Annotated in this window: 17 protein-coding genes; 10 read left to right on the forward strand and 7 right to left on the reverse strand. The window is 71.4% G+C overall.

The features are described 5' to 3' along the window. Positions 1-155: 155 nt before the first annotated feature. The 3 genes from Cba03nite_RS07110 to Cba03nite_RS07120 are packed head-to-tail and all read right to left on the reverse strand — an operon-like array spanning position 156 to position 3,898. Positions 156-1,001 carry a sugar ABC transporter permease gene (locus Cba03nite_RS07110; protein WP_239125524.1) on the reverse strand — a complete coding sequence of 282 codons (846 nt, stop codon included), beginning with the start codon at positions 999-1,001 and terminating at the stop codon, positions 156-158. Continuing rightward, a complete protein-coding gene (locus tag Cba03nite_RS07115) occupies positions 998-2,638 on the reverse strand; it encodes an ABC transporter permease subunit (protein WP_203743215.1) in 1,641 nt (546 codons plus the stop codon). The genes Cba03nite_RS07110 and Cba03nite_RS07115 overlap by 4 nt, the downstream gene beginning before the upstream one ends. Positions 2,639-2,647: 9 nt before the next feature. Then, positions 2,648-3,898, reverse strand: a complete 1,251-nt coding sequence (locus tag Cba03nite_RS07120; protein WP_203743217.1) for a sugar ABC transporter substrate-binding protein — start codon at positions 3,896-3,898, stop codon at positions 2,648-2,650. A 228-nt stretch (positions 3,899-4,126) separates the two neighbouring features. Between Cba03nite_RS07120 and Cba03nite_RS07125 the strand changes: the two genes are divergently transcribed. The 5 genes from Cba03nite_RS07125 to Cba03nite_RS07145 all read left to right on the forward strand — a co-directional run bounded on the left by Cba03nite_RS07125 (position 4,127) and on the right by Cba03nite_RS07145 (position 9,984). Beyond that, positions 4,127-5,143, forward strand: coding sequence for a LacI family DNA-binding transcriptional regulator (locus Cba03nite_RS07125; RefSeq protein ID WP_203743219.1), 1,017 nt, complete (start codon positions 4,127-4,129; stop codon positions 5,141-5,143). A gap of 128 nt (positions 5,144-5,271) precedes the next feature. Then, complete coding sequence (locus Cba03nite_RS07130) at positions 5,272-6,690, forward strand: alpha-amylase (protein WP_203743221.1); 1,419 nt, start codon at positions 5,272-5,274, stop codon at positions 6,688-6,690. A 49-nt stretch (positions 6,691-6,739) separates the two neighbouring features. Continuing rightward, positions 6,740-8,338: a glycoside hydrolase family 13 protein gene (locus tag Cba03nite_RS07135; protein WP_203743224.1), complete on the forward strand. Its 1,599-nt coding sequence runs from the start codon at positions 6,740-6,742 to the stop codon at positions 8,336-8,338. Between the two features lie 97 nt (positions 8,339-8,435). Next, a complete protein-coding gene (locus Cba03nite_RS07140; RefSeq protein ID WP_239125525.1) occupies positions 8,436-9,560 on the forward strand; it encodes a YihY/virulence factor BrkB family protein in 1,125 nt (374 codons plus the stop codon). Between the two features lie 7 nt (positions 9,561-9,567). Beyond that, positions 9,568-9,984, forward strand: a complete 417-nt coding sequence (locus Cba03nite_RS07145; RefSeq protein ID WP_203743226.1) for a hypothetical protein — start codon at positions 9,568-9,570, stop codon at positions 9,982-9,984. A gap of 123 nt (positions 9,985-10,107) precedes the next feature. Here the strand turns inward: Cba03nite_RS07145 and Cba03nite_RS07150 are convergent, their stop codons facing one another. Further along, positions 10,108-10,629, reverse strand: a complete 522-nt coding sequence (locus Cba03nite_RS07150; RefSeq protein ID WP_203743228.1) for a 2'-5' RNA ligase family protein — start codon at positions 10,627-10,629, stop codon at positions 10,108-10,110. A 26-nt stretch (positions 10,630-10,655) separates the two neighbouring features. Continuing rightward, the gene (gene trpS, locus Cba03nite_RS07155; protein ID WP_203743230.1) at positions 10,656-11,690 is read right to left on the reverse strand and encodes a tryptophan--tRNA ligase; all 1,035 of its coding nucleotides are present in this window, start codon (positions 11,688-11,690) and stop codon (positions 10,656-10,658) included. A 102-nt stretch (positions 11,691-11,792) separates the two neighbouring features. Between trpS and Cba03nite_RS07160 the strand changes: the two genes are divergently transcribed. Continuing rightward, positions 11,793-13,223 (forward strand): sigma-70 family RNA polymerase sigma factor, encoded by a 1,431-nt coding sequence (locus Cba03nite_RS07160; RefSeq protein ID WP_203743232.1) that lies wholly within the window; start codon positions 11,793-11,795, stop codon positions 13,221-13,223. Positions 13,224-13,354: 131 nt separating this feature from the next. Here the strand turns inward: Cba03nite_RS07160 and Cba03nite_RS07165 are convergent, their stop codons facing one another. Next, the gene (locus Cba03nite_RS07165; protein ID WP_203743234.1) at positions 13,355-14,191 is read right to left on the reverse strand and encodes a hemolysin family protein; all 837 of its coding nucleotides are present in this window, start codon (positions 14,189-14,191) and stop codon (positions 13,355-13,357) included. A gap of 296 nt (positions 14,192-14,487) precedes the next feature. Between Cba03nite_RS07165 and galE the strand changes: the two genes are divergently transcribed. The 4 genes from galE to Cba03nite_RS07185 all read left to right on the forward strand — a co-directional run bounded on the left by galE (position 14,488) and on the right by Cba03nite_RS07185 (position 18,532). Next, positions 14,488-15,462, forward strand: coding sequence for a UDP-glucose 4-epimerase GalE (gene galE / locus Cba03nite_RS07170; protein ID WP_203743236.1), 975 nt, complete (start codon positions 14,488-14,490; stop codon positions 15,460-15,462). Positions 15,463-15,512: 50 nt separating this feature from the next. After that, the gene (galK, locus tag Cba03nite_RS07175; RefSeq protein WP_203743238.1) at positions 15,513-16,607 is read left to right on the forward strand and encodes a galactokinase; all 1,095 of its coding nucleotides are present in this window, start codon (positions 15,513-15,515) and stop codon (positions 16,605-16,607) included. 111 nt (positions 16,608-16,718) lie between these two features. Next, positions 16,719-18,095, forward strand: a complete 1,377-nt coding sequence (locus Cba03nite_RS07180; RefSeq protein WP_203743240.1) for an SPFH domain-containing protein — start codon at positions 16,719-16,721, stop codon at positions 18,093-18,095. Continuing rightward, positions 18,092-18,532, forward strand: a complete 441-nt coding sequence (locus Cba03nite_RS07185; RefSeq protein WP_203743242.1) for a GNAT family N-acetyltransferase — start codon at positions 18,092-18,094, stop codon at positions 18,530-18,532. Before Cba03nite_RS07180 ends, Cba03nite_RS07185 begins: the two co-directional genes overlap by 4 nt. Positions 18,533-18,788: 256 nt before the next feature. Here the strand turns inward: Cba03nite_RS07185 and Cba03nite_RS07190 are convergent. Beyond that, on the reverse strand, positions 18,789-18,999 hold a 211-nt coding region (locus tag Cba03nite_RS07190), incomplete at its 5' end, for a hypothetical protein (RefSeq protein WP_203743244.1).

Below are 18,999 nucleotides of genomic sequence, written 5' to 3' on the forward strand. Positions count from 1 at the left end.
TTCCGAGGATGTCGACGTTTCATCCCGCAGCCCTGTCGGCCCGGGGTCGCGACACTGCTGTTCGGCCGCCACCGCCACTGCGTTGATCATGAAGTTGTGGACACGACACGCCGTCGAGCCGTGCCATAAGTTCATGATCAACGCAGTGGGCGGGGTCAGCCCTTGACCGCGCCGGCGGTTAGGCCGGAGACGATGTATTTCTGGAGCCAGAGGAACAGGCTGACGGTGGGGATGGCCGTCAGGAGGGTTGCCGCGGCGAAGGGGCCGAAGTTGGCGTCGCGTTTGTCGGTGAGCATGCCGTACATGCCTACCGCCAGGGTTTTGGCCTCGGTGTCGCGGAGGAAGACGTTGGCGATGAGGAACTCGTTGATGGTGCCGATGAAGGACAGCATGGCCGTCACGGCGAGGACCGGGCCGACCAGCGGGAGGATGATGCGGAAGAAGGTCTGCACGTGCGAGGCGCCGTCCATGGTGGCGGACTCGTCGATCTCCTTCGGGACCGTGTCCAGGAAGCCCTTCATCAGGTACGTGTTCACGCCCAGCGCGCCGCCGAGGTAGAGCACCAGCAGGCCCCACGGCTGGTTGAAGCCGAAGGTGGGGTACAGCTCGGTGATCTCGGTGAACACGATGAAGATGGCCACGATCGCCAGGAACTGCGGGAACATCTGGATGAGCAGGATGCTCAGCAGGCCCACCCGGCGCCCGGCGAAGCGCATGCGGCTGAACGCGTACGCCGCCGCCACGCTGATCAGCAGGCCCGCGAAGGCCGAGAACAGCGCGATGATCACCGAGTTCAGGAACCAGTGGACGAACGGCTGCTGCCCGTTGAACAGCACCGCGAAGTTGTCCAGGCTCGCGCCGGTGGGCAGCAGCTCGGTGGAGCCGAGCGTGCCCAGCGGGTTGAGCGCAGCGGACACCACGTACATGATCGGGAACAGGGCGAAGGCGGTGACCAGCACGGCGACCGCGTGCCGCCAGGCGACCTCCTTGAGGTACCTCACGAGTACACCTCCTCCTGCCGGCGGCTGCGCCAGAACGCCACGGTGGACACCGTCGCCACGATCGCGAAGATGAACACCGAGATCGCCGCGGCGAAGCCGAAGTCGGCCACCCCGCTGTCGAAGCCCGCGACCCGGTACGTGTAGCTGATCAGCAGGTCCGTGGAGCCCACGGTCGCGTTGTCGATCGCGTACGGGCCGCCGTTGGTGACCAGCCGGATGTTGTTGAAGTTGTTGAAGTTGAAGCCGAACGACGAGATCAGCAGCGGTGTGAGCGCGACCAGCACCAGCGGCAGGGTGACCCGCCGGAACCCGGCCCACGGCGTGGCGCCGTCGATGCGGGCCGCGTCGGTCAGCTCCTTCGGCACCGCCTGCAGCGCCCCCGTGATCACCAGGAACATGTACGGGAAGCCCATCCACAGGTTGATCACGATCAGCCCGAGCCGGGCCGTGGTCGGCGTGCCGAGCCAGTCGTGCACCCCGAACAGCTTGCTGATCAGGCCGAAGTCCGTGTTGAACATGTCCCGCCAGATCAGCAGCATGGCGAACGACGGCATGGCGTACGGCAGGATCAGCAGCACCCGGTAGACCTTCGTGCCGCGTACCCGCGGGTGGTGCAGCGCCAGCGCCACGATCATGCCGAGCGCGAACGTGGTCGCCACCGAGCTGATCGCGAACACGAAGTTCCAGATCAGCACGTTCAGGAAGTGGCCGGACACGGTCGGGTCGGTGAGCGCCTTCTTGAAGTTGGCGAACCCGACGGAGACCTGCCAGCCCTGGTCGAGGTGGGCGCCGGCCGAGTCGATGAAGTAGCCCTCGGTCTCGTTCGCGTACCACCTGTCCCCGGCCGGGTTCACGATGCAGTCGCAGGCCGCGTCGTACTTCTTGTCGGCCTTACCCTCGAACGCGCGGCTCAGGCCGGTGGCCTTGATCGCCCCGCCCGCGGTGGGCACCGAGAACGCGCCGATCTCCGCGTCGCGCTCGGCCGCCTGCGCGGTGGGCACGATGGTGAAGCCGCTCGCGGACAGCACCTTGCCGGTGAGGCTGACCTCGGCCCCGTCGACCGGGGACAGGCCGTCGGCCGTGCCCGCCTGGACCGCCTTGGTGGCGGGGTCGACCAGCAGGAAGACCAGCGAACCGTCGCGCTCGGCGATGGTCAGGTAGTACTCCGGGGAGCCCGGCACCTGGGTCACCGAGCTGGTCTCGATGGCCCGGATCGCCTCCTCCTTGGTGCCCCGGTGCCCGTCGCCGAAGTTGGTGAACGCGGTGACGAAGGTGAGCACGATCGGCACGATCGCGAAGGCGACCAGGAAGATCGTGCCCGGCACCAGGTACTTCGCGGGCACGTGGCGCGGGGTGAGGTAGAGGTAGGCGACGGCCGCGGTGACCGCGCCCAGCACGCCCAGGGCCGTCCAGGACTCCGTCTGGAGCAGCGGGGGGATCGCGTAGATCAGCAGTGCGGCGACGATGCTCAGCACGGCGATGCGCGACACGATGAAGCCGGTGGACACCTCGCGGCGGCGGATCTTCTCCGCCTCGCCGCCCTGCCCACGCCGGGGGTTTCGCTGTTCGGGGGCCTGCCCGGACGGCCCCGGGTGCGGGGAGCGCTCGCTCCCCGCACCCGCCACCTGAGTGGTCATCAGGCTGGACTACTTGTTGATCTCGGCGAGGATGGCCTTGGCCGCCGCCTCGGCCGCGGTCTTCGGGTCACCGCCCTTGACGACCGCCACCTCGGCGTTGGCCATCGGGCCCCAGATCGCGCCCATGGCCGGGATGGCCGGCATCGGGATGCCGTTCGCGCCCGCCTGGATGAACTTCTCCGCGTTCGGGTCCTCGCCCTTGATCTGGTCGGCGGCCGCGGTCAGCGCCGCGGGGCGCGGGTCGGCCTTGTAGAGCGCGAGCGCCACGTCCTTGTTGGTGACGTAGTTGGCCACGAACTCCTGCGCCAGCACCTTGCTCTTGCCCTTGGCCGCGACGTAGAACGCCTGCACGCCCAGGAACGGGGTGGCGGGCTTGCCGCCCTCGAAGCCGGGGACGGCGGTGACGTCGAAGTTGAAGCCGCCCTTCTTGACGTCGTTCATCGACCACGGGCCGGAGATCAGGAACGCGCACTTCTTCTGGACGAAGGTGGGGATGCCGTTCTCGTTGCCGATCGAGGTCTTGATCGCGCCCTCGCCCTTCTCGCCGAGCGCCTTCATCTTCTCCAGCGCGGCGATGGACTCGGGGGTGTTGACCGTGACCTTCGACGGGTCCGGGTCACCGGTGGCCGTGGTGCCGAACAGCGAGCCGCCGGCGGCCGAGAACAGCGGGTAGGTGTGGTAGACGTCGCCGCCCGCGCCGAACGGCACGCACAGGATCTCCTGCACCTTCTTCGCGGCCTTGAGCTCCTTGCCGACCTTGACCAGCTCCTCGATGGTCGCGGGGGCGGTGGGCACCAGGTCGGTGTTGCGGATCAGGGCGACGTTCTCCATGGCGTACGGCGCGCCGTAGACCTGGCCGTTGAACGTCACGGCCTTGAGCGCGTTCGGGTGGAACGCGGCCTTCTGGTCCGCGGTGAGCTGCACCGGGTCGATGGCGCCGTTCTGCACCATGTTGCCGATCCAGTCGTGCGCGCCGACCATGATGTCCGGGCCGCTGCCCTGCTGCGAGGCGGTGATGAAGGTCTGCTGCTGGTTCTCGCTGATCTCCTTGACCTCGACGGTCACCCCGTTCTCCTTGCCGAACGCCTCGGCGAACGGCTTGAGCACGGGGGCGCGGGTCGGGTCGGTCCACAGGACCAGCTTGCCGTTGCCCTTGTCCTTGCTGGGGGTGGCGGCCGGCTCGTTGGTGCCGCCGCAGGCCGCGACGCCGAGCATGAGGCCGGCGGCGGCGACGATCACACCCGCGGTACGGATGCGCATGAGAACTCCTTCGAAGAAGGCCGCCCGGGGGCGACCCGGAAGAGGGGTCGGCGCGCACCGCCTTGGAAGGTCTTCCAGAATCGGTGACGCACCACAGCACCCCGTTGCCGGGGTTGTGATCCGTGTTACGGAGTTTGTTGCCGGGAGGTTAGCAAGGCTTTGCAAGCAATGGAAGACCTTGCAGTGGCGGCGTATCAACATCGAGCTTTCTTGGGCTAGAGTGCCGCCATGCGCGCGCGACTCTCTGACATCGCCCAGCAGGCGGAGGTGAGCGAAGCCACCGTCTCCCGGGTGCTGAACGACCGGCCCGGCGTCTCCGCCGAGACCCGGCAGGCCGCGCTGACCGCCCTCGACGTGCTCGGCTACGAACGCCCCGCCCGCCTGCGCAAGCGCAGCGCCGGCCTGGTCGGCCTGGTGGTCCCGGAGCTGGACAACCCGATCTTCCCGGCGTTCGCCCAGATCATCGAGACGACGCTGGCCCAGCAGGGCTTCACCCCGGTGCTGTGTACGCAGACCCCCGGCGGGGTGACCGAGGACGAGTACGTCGAGATGCTGCTCGACCGGCAGGTCTCCGGCATCGTCTTCGTCTCGGGCCTGCACGCCGACTCGACCAGCGACCCCGAGCGCTACCGCAAGCTGATCGCCCGGCCGCTGCCGATCGTGCTGGTCAACGGCTACGCCGAGGGCATCGAGGCGCCGTTCATCTCCTGCGACGACCGGGCCGCCGGCGAGCTGGCCGTGTCGCACCTGGTCGCGCTCGGCCACCGGCGCATCGGCCTGATCTCCGGGCCGGACCGCTACCTGCCCGTGCAGCGCAAGATCGAGGGCTACCGGGCCGCCATGCGGCGCCTGCTCAACCTCACCGACGCCCAGATCGACGAGATGATCTCGCTGTCGCTGTTCGGCGTCGAGGGCGGCGACGCGGCCGCCTCGCGGCTGCTGGACCGCGGGGTGACCGGTTTCGTGTGCGGCTCGGACCTGATGGCGCTGGGCGCGATCCGCGCGGTGCGCCAGCGCGGCCTGCAGGTGCCCTCGGACGTGTCGGTGGTCGGCTACGACGACTCGCCGCTGATCGCGTTCACCGATCCGCCCATGACGACGCTGCGCCAGCCCGTCCGGGCGATGGCCGTGGCAGCTGTTCGGGCACTGGTGGACGAGATCAAGGGACACCCCGCACCCCACTCGGAGTACATTTTCCGGCCCGAGTTGGTGGTCCGCGGCTCCACCGCCGCCCACGCGGAGTGACGGCGCGTCGGTATGACGCATGAAACTTTCTGAAATCCTCTGCTTGACTCTTGCGCAACTTGCGCGACATCCTTCATAGGTCCACGGCGCGCCCCTCGCGCCGTGACGACCCGTTTCTGGAGGAAGTCATGCGCCGCAGCAGCCGCGCCGCCGCCGTTCTCGGCGCGGCCGCCACGCTGCTCGCGGGCGCCTGCACCGCGCCCGGTGAGAAACCGCTCTCACCGGTCTCCCCCGCGCCCGCCACGCGGGCCCACGACCCGTCCGGCGTGCTGGTGCACCTGTTCCAGTGGCCGTGGGCGGACGTGGCGAAGGAGTGCCCGGCGCTGGCCGCCGACGGCGTCACCGGCGTGCAGCTCTCCCCGCCGCAGGAGCACGTGGTGCTGCCCGGCCACCCCTGGTGGCAGGACTACCAGCCGGTGTCGTACACCCTGAGCAGCCGCCGCGGCGACCGGGCCGCGCTGGCCGCGATGGTCCGGGCCTGTCACGCGGCCGGGGTGAAGGTCTACGCCGACGCCGTGGTCAACCACATGACCGCGCAGCAGTCCGGCACCGGCTCGGCGGGCACCGCGTTCACCCACTACGCCTACCCCGACCAGCCCGCGGGCGCCTTCCACCCGCCCTGCGCCGCGCAGGACTACGGCGACCGCGCCCAGGTGCAGAACTGCGAGCTGCTCGGCCTGGCCGACCTGGCCACGGAGACCGAGCCGGTGCGCGCGCGGCTCGCGGCGTACCTGAACGACCTGCTCTCGGTCGGCGTGGACGGGTTCCGGATCGACGCCGCCAAGCACCTGCCCGCCGCCGACCTGCGCGCGATCCTGGACCGGCTGGACCGTCCCGCGACCGTCTGGTCCGAGGTCCTCTACAGCCCCACCGAGCCGATCCAGCCCACCGAGTACCGCGACCTCGGCGCGACCCTGGAGCCCCGCTACGCCGACACGCTGGGCCGCGCGTTCCGCACCGGCTCGCTGGAGTCGCTGGCCGAGCTGGGCGCGCAGACCGGCTCGCCCTTCACCGACCTGCTCCCGCCCGAGGGCTCGGTGGTGTACGTCGACAGCCACGACAGCCAGCGCGGCGGCAGCACCCTCAGCCACGCCGACGGCCCCGTGCACACCCTCGCCGTCCAGTTCATGCTGGCCTGGCCCTACGGCACCCCGCTGCTGATGAGCAGCTTCGCCTTCGACGATTTCGACGACGGCCCGCCGGCCGACGCGTCCGGCCGCACCCTGCCCGTGGAGTGCGACGGCAAGGCGTTCGTCTGCGAGCACCGGCTGCCGGCGGTCCGGGCGCTGGTGCGGTGGCGCGCAGCCGTCGGCACGGCCCCGGTGACCGGCTGGTGGGCGACGCCCGACGCGATCGGCTTCGCGCGCGGTGCCGGATACTTCGCGCTGAACCGCGCGACCTCGCCGGTGACCCGTGAGCTCACCGGCGCCCTGGCCCCCGGCCGTTACCGCGACCTGGTCTCCGGGCAGACCATGGACGTGGCCGAGGGCGGCGCCCTCACCCTGACCGTCCCGGCCGGCGCGGCCGTGGCCCTGCTCCCCTCATGACCGCCAACCCTGCGCAGCCGCTCCTGCGCGCCCTCGGAAAGGACAGCCAGTGACCACGCAGGCAAACGACGACTGGTGGCGCGACGCCGTCGTCTACCAGATCTACCCGCGCAGCTTCGCCGACGCCGACGGCGATGGCACCGGTGATCTGCAGGGCGTGCGGGGCAAGCTGCCGTACCTGCGGGATCTCGGCATCGACGCGATCTGGCTGAGCCCGTTCTACACCTCGCCGCTGGCCGACGGCGGCTACGACGTCGCCGACTACCGCGACGTGGACCCGCGCTTCGGCACCCTGGCCGACTTCGACGCCATGCTGAAGGACGCCCACGCCCTCGGCATCCGGATCATCGTGGACCTGGTCCCGAACCACTCCTCGGACCAGCACCAGTGGTTCCAGCAGGCGCTGGCCGCCGCGCCCGGCTCCCCCGAGCGCGAGCGGTACATGTTCCGCGAGGGCCGCGGCGAGCACGGCGAGCTGCCCCCGAACGACTGGGAGTCCATCTTCGGCGGCCGCGCCTGGACCCGCGTCCCGGACGGGCAGTGGTACCTGCACCTGTTCGCACCCGAGCAGCCCGACCTGAACTGGGACAACCCGGAGGTGCGCGCGGAGTTCCGCGACGTGCTGCGGTTCTGGCTGGACCGGGGCGTGGACGGCTTCCGCATCGACGTGGCGCACGGCATGGTCAAGGCGGAGGGGCTGCCCTCGGTCGGGCGGACCACCGACGACGGCGGACGCCAGGTCGAGATGCTGGGCAGCGAGCGCCTGCCGTACTTCGACCAGGACGGCGTGCACGACATCTACCGCGAGTGGCGGCCCATCCTGGACGCGTACCCGGGCGGCCGGATGGCCGTGGCCGAGGCGTGGGTGGAGTCGGCGGAGCGGCTGGCCCGCTACATCGGCCGGGACGAGCTGCACCAGGCGTTCAACTTCGACTTCATGATGGCCGACTTCGACCCGGCGTCGTTCCGCGCCATCATCGACAAGTCGCTGGCCGAGGCGGACCTCGTCGGCGCCCCTACCACCTGGGTGCTGTCCAACCACGACAAGTTCCGGCACGTCACCCGCTACGGCGACGGCGAGCTGGGCCTGCGCCGGGCCCGCGCGGCCACCCTGCTGATGCTGGCGCTGCCCGGCTCGGCGTACCTCTACAACGGCGAGGAGCTGGGCCTCAACGAGGTCCTCGACCTGCCGGACGAGCTGCGCGAGGACCCGTCGTTCAAGCGCACCGGCGAGAGCCGGGACGGCTGCCGGGTCCCGCTGCCCTGGGGCGGCACGCAGTCCGAGGGCTTCCGGTTCAACCCGGACGGCCAGGGCACGCCGTGGCTGCCGCAGCCGGCCAAGTGGGAGGCGCTGACCGCGCAGGCACAGGAGACCGATCCGGACTCGACGCTGAACTTCTACCGCGCCGCGCTGCGGCTGCGCCGGGAGCTGCCCGCCCTCGGCGGCGGCCGGGTGGACTGGCTGGACGCGCCCGAGGGCGTGCTGGCCTTCCGCCGCGAGCCCGGCGTCGTGGTCGTCGTCAACATCGCCGACCGCGTGCTCGACCTCGCCGAGCTGGGCCTGACCGGCGACGTACTGCTCGCCAGCGGCCCGCTGCACACCGACGGCCGCATCCCCGCGGACACGGCGGTCTGGCTCACCGCCTGATCCGCGAAGAGTCAGGAAGGGCACCTTCTACACGGACGTCCGTCAAGAAGGTGCCCTTCCTTTCTCTGGGGTGGTGGCGGTCGGGGAGGATGTGGGCGTGGTGGCCGTCGTGGGTTGGGTGCAGCGGATGACCGAGGTCGTCGGCGCACGTTATGACCAGTACGTGGACCGTGCCCGCAAGCGGTCCGCGAAGTTCGACCATCTCTGGCGGATGAAGGAGCGCTACGCCGACGTGCTCGCCGGGCGGCTGGCCGCGGCCATCGCCTACTACGCCTTCTTCGCCGCGTACGCGATGGCGATGGTGGCGTACGCGGTGCTGGTGAAGGTCTTCTCCGCCAACGCCGACCTGGTCGCCGAGGTCGACCGCTTCCTCAAGCTCTACCTGCCGTCGATCGACACCGACCAGCTGAAGGCCGCCGCGACGTCGGTCCAGTGGATCGGCGTGATCAGCCTGGTGCTCGCCGGGATCGGCTGGGTGGACGCGTGGCGTTCCTCGCAGCGCGCGATCTGGGGGCTGGACCAGCACCCCGGCAACTTCCTCGTGCTGCGCCTGACCGACCTGGGCATGCTGATCGCGCTGGGGCTGCTGATCGCCGTCTCGCTGACCGTGATCGACGGGCTCGACACCATCTTAAACATCATCCCGGAGTCGACCGGGGCGTACTGGGTCAAGGTCGCGGGTTACGCGGTCGCGGTGCTGGTCAACGCGCTCATCGGGTTCGCGCTGGTCACCGTGCTGCCACGGGTGCACATGACGCCCCGGCGGCTGCTGCCCGCGGTCGGCATCGTCGGCGTCGGCCTGACCCTGCTCAACTCGGTCGGCCGCTACTTCGTGCAGCGCACGGAGAACAACCCGGCCTACGTGGCGGTCGCCGCGTCCGTGGGTCTGCTGCTGTACCTGTACCTGTTCAACCAGGTCGTGCTGTGGGCTGTGGCGTACGCCGCCACGTCCGGCCGGGGCAAGGTGTTCGACCTGGCCTGGGGGCGCCCCCGCAAGCACCACCTTGAGTGGGTCCCGCCCGCCGACCTGGCGCGGGCCGAGACCACGGCCGAGCTGCGGACCGGGATCGAGGCCGCGGCGGAGGAAGCCGAGCGGGCCGCGCGGGAGGACGACGCGGCCGAGCGGGCGGCGCGCCAGGCGGACGCCGACGGCGGCGACACGCCCGCGCCGCGCAGGATATCGGCGGAACCTCCCGCCAAAAGGCCGCGCGAAGCTCGATGATGGTCGCGTGGGTGCACTCGTGACTTTGGAGCTGCCGGCCGGCGCGCCGCAGCTGGACCTTCCCTGGATCATCACCTTCGGCCCGCTCGACGACGACGAGGAGTGGGAGCCGGTGGTCTGCGGACCGTACGAGCGCCCGCACGCGCTCGCCCTCGCCCAGCACATCGTGGCCGACGAGGACCTGATGGCGGTCGTGGAGCCACTGCTGCCGGCGATCTCGCTGGAGCAGATCCGCGCCGAGATCGCCAACGCGCAGGACCTCGCCGCCGAGGCGGCCGACGAGATCGACGACGTGCTCGACGACGACACGGACTCCGACGAGGAGCACGACCACGACCACGACGACCACGTGGCCGAGGCTCCCAGCGCCGACGACCTCAAGGCGGGCTTCGCCCGCATCTCCGCCCGCCTCACCGGCTCCTGACCCCTCCCGCCCCGCCCGCCCGCAGGCCCGCGGACAGGCTCAGTTTCAGGGAAACTGCACGAAAGACGCCGTTCTTTCGTGCAGTTTCCCTGAAAGTGCAGACCGGAAAGCGGCGCGCGGCGGTCAGCCGCCCAGCGGGTAGTCGCGGATGGGCTGCCAGCGGCCGGTGCCGTTGTGCTCGTAGCGGGTGAAGTGGGCGACGTCGAAGCGGGCCGTGTAATCGGCCATGCGCTCGAAGACGTCGTCGAGGGCGGGCTCCGGCACGTCGTGGCCGACGGTGACGTGCGGGTGGTACGGGTGCGTCAGCTCGCGCTCCAGCGGGCCGGTGCGGATCGCCGCGGCCAGCCGCTCGCACTCCACGATGCCGGTGGCCAGTGCCACGAACACCACCCGGCTGACCGGCCGGAACGTGCCCGTGCCGCGCAGCTGCACGGTGAACGGGGCGTTCTCCACCGCCACCCGCGCCAGCAGCTCGTCGATGCGCCGGTCCAGCTCGGCCGAGACGGCCAGCACGGTCGGGCCGAGCAGGGTCACGTGCGAGGGGATCAGCGCGGCCAGCGGGTCGCCGGTGGAGGCGCGGGCCGCGTCGAGTTCGGCACCCCACGGTTGCGGGATGCCGATCGCGATACCGATGGTGCGCTCCACCGACAGCCTCCGCCCGGGACGTTCCGCTACTTCGAACCCGCCGGCGGCAGGAAGCCGATTTTGTCGTAGACGTCGGCCAGCGTCGGCGTCGCCACGGCCCGGGCCTTCTCCGCGCCGATGACCAGCATCTTGTCCAGCTGCGCGGGGTCGTCCAGGTACTCCTGCGTGCGCTGCTGGAACGGCGTCACGAACTCCACCACCACCTCGGCCAGGTCCTTCTTGAGGTCACCGTACCCCTTGCCGTCGTAGGCCTCGACCAGCTCGGGGATCGAGCGGCCGGACAGCGCGGCGTAGATGGTCAGCAGGTTGCTCACGCCCGCCTTGGCCTCGGGGTCGAAGGTGATCTCCCGCCCGGTGTCGGTGACGGCCGACTTGATCTTCTTGGCGATCCGGTTCGGCGGCTCCAGCAGCTCGATCAGGCCGTTGCCGGTCGACGCGGACTTCGACATCTTCGCGCTGGGGTCCTGCAGGTCCAGGATCTTCGCGGTCTCCTTGACGATGTGCGGCTGCGGCAGCGTGAAGGTCTTGCCGAACAGCGTGTTGAAGCGCTGCGCCAGGTCCCGGGTCAGCTCCAGGTGCTGGCGCTGGTCCTCGCCCACCGGCACCGCGTCGGCCTGGTAGAGCAGGATGTCGGCGGCCTGCAGGATCGGGTACGTGAACAGGCCGACGCTCGACCGCTCGGCTCCCTGCTTGCTCGACTTGTCCTTGAACTGGGTCATCCGGCTGGCCTCGCCGAAGCCCGTGATGCAGCTCATCACCCAGCCCAGCTGCGCGTGCTCGGGCACGTGCGACTGCACGAAGATCGTGCACCGGGCCGGGTCCAGCCCGACGGCCAGCAGCTGCGCCACGCTGATCCGGCTGCGCTCGCGCAGCAGCTTCGGGTCGTGTCCCGCCGTGATCGCGTGCAGATCCACCACGCAGTAGAACGCGTCGTGCGTCTCCTGCATGCCCACCCAGTTGCGCACCGCGCCCAGGTAGTTGCCCAGGTGGTACGAGCCGCCGGTGGGCTGGATCCCGGAGAGCACCCGGGGCTTGCTGTGCTGCGTCGCGTCGAAGGACATGGCCGCCATTCTCCCACCCCGATGATCCGCGCACGAACCTGGGAACCGGACGCCACCGGCAGGACTCACTAGAGTCGCCGAGAACGAGGGACCGGGGAGAGCATGACCGCGCAGGACGAGCTGGGTGAGCTGTACCACGCCGGGTACCGCCGGCTCGTGGCGCAGGTCTACGCGTTCACCACCGACCTGACCGAGGCGCAGGACGCCGTGCAGGAGGCGTTCGCCCGCGCGCTCGCCCGCCGCCGGGGCCTGAGCGATGTGGACGCGCCGGAGGCCTGGCTGCGTACCGTCGCGATCAACGTGGTCCGCCGCCGCTGGCGCCGCCGCCAGCTGCTGGACGCCATCCTGCTGCGCGAGCGGCCGTTGACCCGGGTCGCCGCCGCGCCCGAGCCTGACAACACCGACCTGCGGACCGCGCTGGCCGCCATCCCGCGCCAGTACCGCGAGGTCGTGGTCCTGCACTACCTCGCCGATCTGCCCGTGGACGAGGTCGCCGACATCCTGGAGGTCCCCGTGGGCACGGTCAAGTCACGGCTCTCCCGGGGGCGGGAGGCGCTGCGGGGCCTGCTCGACGACGTGGAGGCGCCGCCGCTGGAGCAGGTGCGGGCGCGCGCCGGCCGGATCCGGGTCCGGCGGCAGGCGGCGCAGGTCGGCAGCGCCGCGGCGGTGCTGCTGGTGGCGGCGGCCGGCCTGCTCCAGCCGTGGCGCCCGGGGCCGGGCCCGCACGAGACGGCCGCCTCGCCGACCCCGGCCGCCTCCGCGTCGCACCACGTCTACCAGGGGGCCGGGCTCAGCATCACCGCCATCACCAACGCGGCCACCGCCCCGGACCTGCCCGGCCTGATCACCGCGTTCGAGCTGGACGGCGCCACCGGCTGGCTGCGTACCACCTGCACCGCGGCGGAGTCCGGCTGCCTGCCGCGGTATGCCCGCACCACCGACGGCGGCGAGACCTGGCTGGTCGAGACCGACCCCGGCACGAAGCTGCCGGATCCCGCCCCTGCGGCGCGGCCGCCGCTGACCCCCGACTGGATCGCCCCCCGGCCCACCACGGGCGGAGTCTGGTGGGCGGGCGGGCGGCGCGCCGACGGCCTGCCGAGCCTGGCCGCGAGCAGCGACGGCGGGGCCACCTGGCAGCTGCGCGAGCTGCCCGGGGCCCGGCGCGGCGACGCCGTCACCGGCACCGTGCGCGGCGAGCAGGTCGTGGCGCTGACCACCACCGGCGGGAAGATCACCGGGGTGTACGCGGGGAGCCGCGGCGCGCTGACCCGCCGCTCGGACGGCGCGCACCTGCCCGTGGACGGCGAGCCGGTCCTGCTGCCTGACGGGCGCCTGCTCGTCGCCTCGGACAGCCGCTTCCAGCTCAGCACCGACTTCGGCGCGACGTTCACCGCCGCCCCCGACGGCGGCCTGCCGACCGTCGGCGCCCTGCGCGCCACCTCGGGCGGCTACGTGGCGCTCGACCTGTTCCGGGGCGGCTGGGTCGCCGTCTCGGCGGACGGCCTGACCTGGCGCAAACTCGCGATCCACTGACCGCCGACCGCCGACCGCCGACCGCCGACCGCCATGATCGCTCGACTTGCCAGGCACATGGGCGTTTGCGCGCTCAAGATACGCACACCTGCCAGGCAAGTCGGACGATCATGGGGGCGAGCGAGGTCGCCTCAGGCGGCGTCCGGGGTGGGATCCACGGGGGTCAGGCGGACGCGGGCCACCCGGCGGCCGTCCAGGGCGAGGACGGTCAGCCGGTAGGCCTCCAGGGTGGCGCTGTCCCCGGCGGCGGGCAGCCGGCCGAGCACGCTCATCAGGAAGCCGCCCACGGTCTCGTACGGCCCCTCGGGCAGCGCGATGCCGGTGCGCTCGGCGAAGTCGGCGAGGTTGAGCATGCCGTCGACCTCGTCGGACGCGGCGGGGGTCTCGTCGTACTCGTCGTGGATCTCGCCGACCAGCTCCTCGATCAGGTCCTCCAGCGTGACGATGCCGGCGGTGCCGCCGTACTCGTCGACGACCACCGCGATGGTGTGCCGCTCGCGGCGCATCTCCGACAGCGCGGCGAGCACCGGCTTGCTGGCGGGCAGCCGCTTGATCTCCCGGGCCAGCTCGCGCACCGGCCGGCCGGGCTGCTCGTCCCAGAGCAGGTCGCGCAGGTGGACGAAGCCGACGATGTCGTCGTGGCTGCCGTCGGTGATCGGCAGCCGGGTGTGCCCGGCCTCGCGCGCCTCCGCGACGGCCTCGGCCACGGTCATCCCGACCTCCAGGAACCAGACCTCGGTGCGCGGCACCATCACCTCGCGCAGGGTCGCGGTGGACCTGGCCAGGGCCTTGCTGATGATGTGCCGCTCATCCGGGTCCAGCGCGGTGTTCACGGCGACCAGCTCGCGCAGCTCGGCCTCGGTGATCTGCTCACGCCCGGCGGTCGCCTCGACGCCGAGCACGCGGTTCGTCCAGCGGGTCAGCGCGTCGGCCGCCCGTACGATCGCCGGCGCCACGGCGCGCGCCATGCGTCCCGGCGGGCGTAACCGGGGCTCCCGGCGGCGCGGTTCTCGACCATGATTCTCCCGCGTACGGGGGGTGTTCTGCCGGGGCACGGACATGCGCGCATCGTAGCGTTCCGAAGTAATGGTTCTCGAACGCCGAGCATGCCTAACCAGGGACGGGACCTGCCCCGTAGCCCTGACAGCGAGGCGACAGCGTTTGAGCCTGTTGTTTTCTGTTTGAATATGGTGAGATAGCAACGTCGTGACCGCCGCGGCGCGGGCTAGGCTGGCCCGCACCAGGAGTTCGAGGAGCGCCCTACATGAAGGTACTGGTCACCGGAGGCGCCGGATACGTCGGCAGCGTCGTCGCCCGGCTGCTGGTCGACGCCGGCCACGAGGTGGTCGTGCTCGACGACCTCTCCCGCAACGACGCCACCCAGGTGCCCGCGGGCGCCGTGTTCGTGCAGGCGCGCATCCAGGACGCCGCGTCGGTGCTCACGCCGGAGGCCGGTTTCGACGCCGTGTTCCACTTCGCCGGGCTGATCTCGGCCGGTGAGTCGATGTCGCACCCCGAGCTGCACTGGGAGGCCAACACCATCGGCTCGCTGGCGCTGCTCGCCGCGATGCGCGCGGCCGGCGTCAAGCGGCTGGTCTTCTCCTCCACCGCCGCCACCTACGGCAACCCGTCCGAGATCCCGCTGACGGAGAACGCGATCACCAAGCCGGTCAACACGTACGGCGCCACCAAGCTCGCCGTCGACATGGCCATCGCCTCCGAGGCGCACGCGCACGAGCTGGCCGCGGTCAGCCTGCGCTACTTCAACGTGGCGGGCGCGCTGGTGCTGCCGGACGGCACGATGATCGGCGAGCGGCACGACCCGGAGACCCACCTGATCCCGATCGCGCTGGAGGTCGCCGCGGGCCGCCGGGAGAAGCTCGCCGTGTTCGGCGACGACTACCCCACTCCGGACGGCACCTGCATCCGCGACTACATCCACGTCGGCGACCTGGCCCAGGCCCACCTGCTGGCGCTGGCGGCGGCCCGCCCCGGCGAGCACCGCGTCTACAACCTCGGCAACGGCACCGGTTTCTCCTGCATGCAGGTGGTCGAGGCGGTCCGCGAGGTCACCGGGCACGCGCTGCCGGTGGAGATCGCGCCGCGCCGCCCCGGCGACCCGGCCGAGCTGGTCGCCTCGTCCGCCAAGGCGCAGGCCGAGCTGGGCTGGACCCCGGCGAAGACCGACCTGCGGGACATCGTCGCCGACGCCTGGACGTTCTACCGGAGCGGGCTGTGAAGGCCGAGGAGCGAGCTGGCGAGCCCCGCAGGACGAACCTCAGCAGCGCTGTGACCGCCGGGACCGGTGTCGAGCGGGGCGTCTGGGCGGCGCCGGGCCGGGTCAACCTGATCGGCGAGCACACCGACTACTGCGACGGCTTCGTGCTCCCGTTCGCGCTGCCGCAGCGCACCGTCGTCACGGCGGAGCGGCTCGGCCGGCCGGAGTGGTCGGTCACCTCGACGCTCACCGGCGAGACGGTCACCTTCGACCTGTCCGAGCCGGTCACCGGCTGGGCGGCGTACGTCGCCGCGGTGGTGTGGGCGCTGCGCGACGCCGGTCACGACGTGCCCGGGGCGCGGCTGCACGTCGACTCGGACGTGCCCGGCGGGGCCGGGCTCAGCTCGTCCGCCGCACTGGAGTGCGCGGTGCTGTCCGCCCTGGCCGACCTCGGCGGCCTGGACATCCCCCTGGCCCACCGGCCGAAGCTCGCCCAGCGGGCCGAGAACGAGTACGTCGGCGTGCCCTGCGGGATCATGGACCAGTCCGCCTCGACGCTGTGCCGCGAGGGCCACGCGCTGTTCCTGGACTGCCGCACCATGGCGACCGAGCACGTCCCGCTCGACCTCGCGGGGCAGGGCCTGGCCATCCTGGTGATCGACAGCAGGGCCCCGCACCAGCTCGCCGACGGCGAGTACGCCGCCCGCCGCGCCGCCTGCGAGCGCGCCGCCGCCCTGCTCGGCCTGCCCGCGCTGCGCGACGCCGCCCTGGCCGACCTGTCCCGCCTCGACGACCCGCTGCTGGTCCGCCGCGCCCGGCACGTGGTCACCGAGAACGCCCGCGTCCTGGAGACGATCGCGCTGCTGCGCGAAGGCCGCCTCCGCGAGATCGGCCCCCTGATGACGGCCTCGCACGCGTCCATGCGCGACGACTTCGAGATCACCGTCCCCGAGGTCGACGAGGCCGTCGAGACCGCCCTCGCCGCAGGCGCCTACGGCGCCCGGATGACCGGTGGCGGCTTCGGCGGCTGCGTCCTGGCCCTCGTCGAAGCCGAAAAGCTCGACGCGGTCGCCGAAGCCGTGCACACCGCCTTCGCCACCCGCGGCTTCCGCCCCCCGGCCACCTTCACCGCCCTCCCCGCCCCCGGCGCCCACCGCCTATCTTGAAAGGAAGGGCACCTTCTTAACGCTATGCGTAGTAGAAGGTGCCCTTCTTAACGCTCCGCCTTTCTGACACCACAGTGGACGGTGTTGCGGGCGTACGGCAGGATGCCGCGCATGGCTTCCGCGGAACGCAACGTGTACCTCGACCAGGTCATGGCCCAGTCCTCCCAGCTGGAGCAGGACCTGCGGGTCAAGAAGGCGGCACCCCCCGCCCAGGCGCCCGCCCCCGAGGGCGGCGGCACCAGCAACCGCGCCCGGCGCAGCGCCGCCGAGGCCGCCACCACCCCGCCGTCCGCCGTGGACGTACGCGTCACCGGCATCGGCCCGTGGAAGACCGTGCTCGTGCCGCCCAACGCGTTCGTCGTGCACACCCGCCGCGGCCAGGAGAAGCCGCTGCACCTCGGCCTCGGCACTTCCTTCCGCTACCGCTCGCGCACCGACTCCTACCTCGTCGTGCCCGGCACCATGCAGACCATCCTGCTCAACGCGTTCTGCATCTGCCGCGAGCTGCAGGGCGTGCTCGTCCAGGCGTACGTGCAGTGGATCGTGCAGGACATCGCGACGGCGTACCGCAAACTCGACTTCGGTGACCCGGCCGACCCGATGCGGCTGGTCAACCTGCAGCTCAAGGAGCAGGCCGAGGCGGCCATCAAGGACAAGGTCGCCACCATGAGCGTGCACGAGGTGCTCAGCGACAAGCAGCCCATCATCGAGGAGCTCACCGCCCGGCTGCGCGGCGTCGCCGAGGGCGCTGGCGACAGCGACACCGGCCTCGGCCTGCGCATCGTCACCGTGCAGATCAAGGAGGCCGTGGTCACCTCGGCCCGGCTGTGGGAGAACCTGCAGAAGCCGTTCCGCTCCGAGCAGGGCCAGCTCGCCCGGCTCGCGGAACTCTCCGCGCAGGAGGTCATCACCGGCCGGGAGCTGGCCGCGCAGCGCCTCGACCAGCTCCAGCGCCTGGAGAACGACCGCGAGCTGGCCGACCTCAAGGCCCGCAACGCCGCCGCCGCATTCGACCGCGACGCCGCCGAGAAGCTTCGCCGCGGCGAGCGCGAGCAGGCCGACGCGCGCGCCCTGGCCAGCCAGAACAGCGAGACCACCCTGCACGAGCTGCAGCTGGAGCAGGAACGGCACGCGCAGGAGACCGAGATGGGCCGGCTGCGCCTGGAGCTGGAGCAGACCCTGCAGCGGCTCACCCTGGAGCACGAGCTGTCCCTCGCGGCCGCCCGCGCCACCCAGACGCACGACGCCGCCCTGCTCGTCCTGGAGCGCGACCGGGTCCGCCAGGAGATCGCCAACGGGCGCTCGCCCGAGGCGGTGCAGGCCGAACTCATCGCCAGGCTGCCCGAGATCGTCGCCAAGCTGCCCAAGCCCGACGAGCTGCGCACGGTCAACCTGTCCGGCGCCGACGGCAGCAGCCTGGCCGGCATCGTCACGGAACTGGCCGCCGCGGTCACCGCGATCCGCGCGGCGGTGGCGTCCCGCGAATGATCACCTGGGTGGAGCCGTCGGCCGCCGCCTTCGGCGCGGTCGCCGAGCTGTTCGACGAGTACCGGGCTCACTACGGCGAGCAGCGGGCGTACGGCGCCACCCGGCAGTGGCTCCAGGATCAGGCAACCTCAGGCGGCCTGCGGATCAGCGCGGCCTTCACCACCGGCCGCCCCTGCGGCCTGGTCACCGTCTCGGTGCTGCCCGCGTCCCTCACCCTGGGCACCTTCTGGCTGGTACGCGACCTGTACGTGCGCCCCGAGCACCGTGGCCGCGGACACGCGCGAGCCCTGGTCGAGCACGTCGTGTCCGCCGCCCGCGACGCGACCGCCCGCCGCGTGTCCCTGCAGACCGAGCACGCCAACACCCCCGCCCGCACCCTCTACCGCAGCCTCGGCTTCCACGAGGTCGACGGCTACGTCACCTACTCCATCACCTGACCGCCCCCACCCCCACCCACCCGCACCCGCACTCCGACCTCGCGCAGCACCCTCCTCCGCACCACCACGCGCGCAGTTTCGGGGAAACTGCACCTCCACACCTCAGCAAGGCCGCACTTTCCCCGAAACTGCATCCGGCACGCGGCACCCCGCACTGCGGCCCTGCGGCACTGCGGCACTGCGGCACTGCGGCACTGCGGCACTGCGTTGATCATGAACTTATGGGCGTGCTCGACGGCGTGTCACTGCCCTAACTTCATGATCGACGGACCGGCCGGGGTCGGTTGCCGGAGGGCGTGCCGATGATCCGTTTTTGTGGACGCTCACCGTCGCTATAGCAGCAGTCGGCGTCCACAAAAACGGATCTTGGCCGCCGGTGCGGGTGCAAGTGCCCTGATATGCCGAACCGCACCTGCCCGGTGGGCGGGTGCAGTTCGCTTTGGTTGTTCGCGCTGCCGCTGTCGGCT

Source organism: Catellatospora bangladeshensis, from assembly GCF_016862575.1.
Lineage (GTDB): Bacteria > Actinomycetota > Actinomycetes > Mycobacteriales > Micromonosporaceae > Catellatospora > Catellatospora bangladeshensis.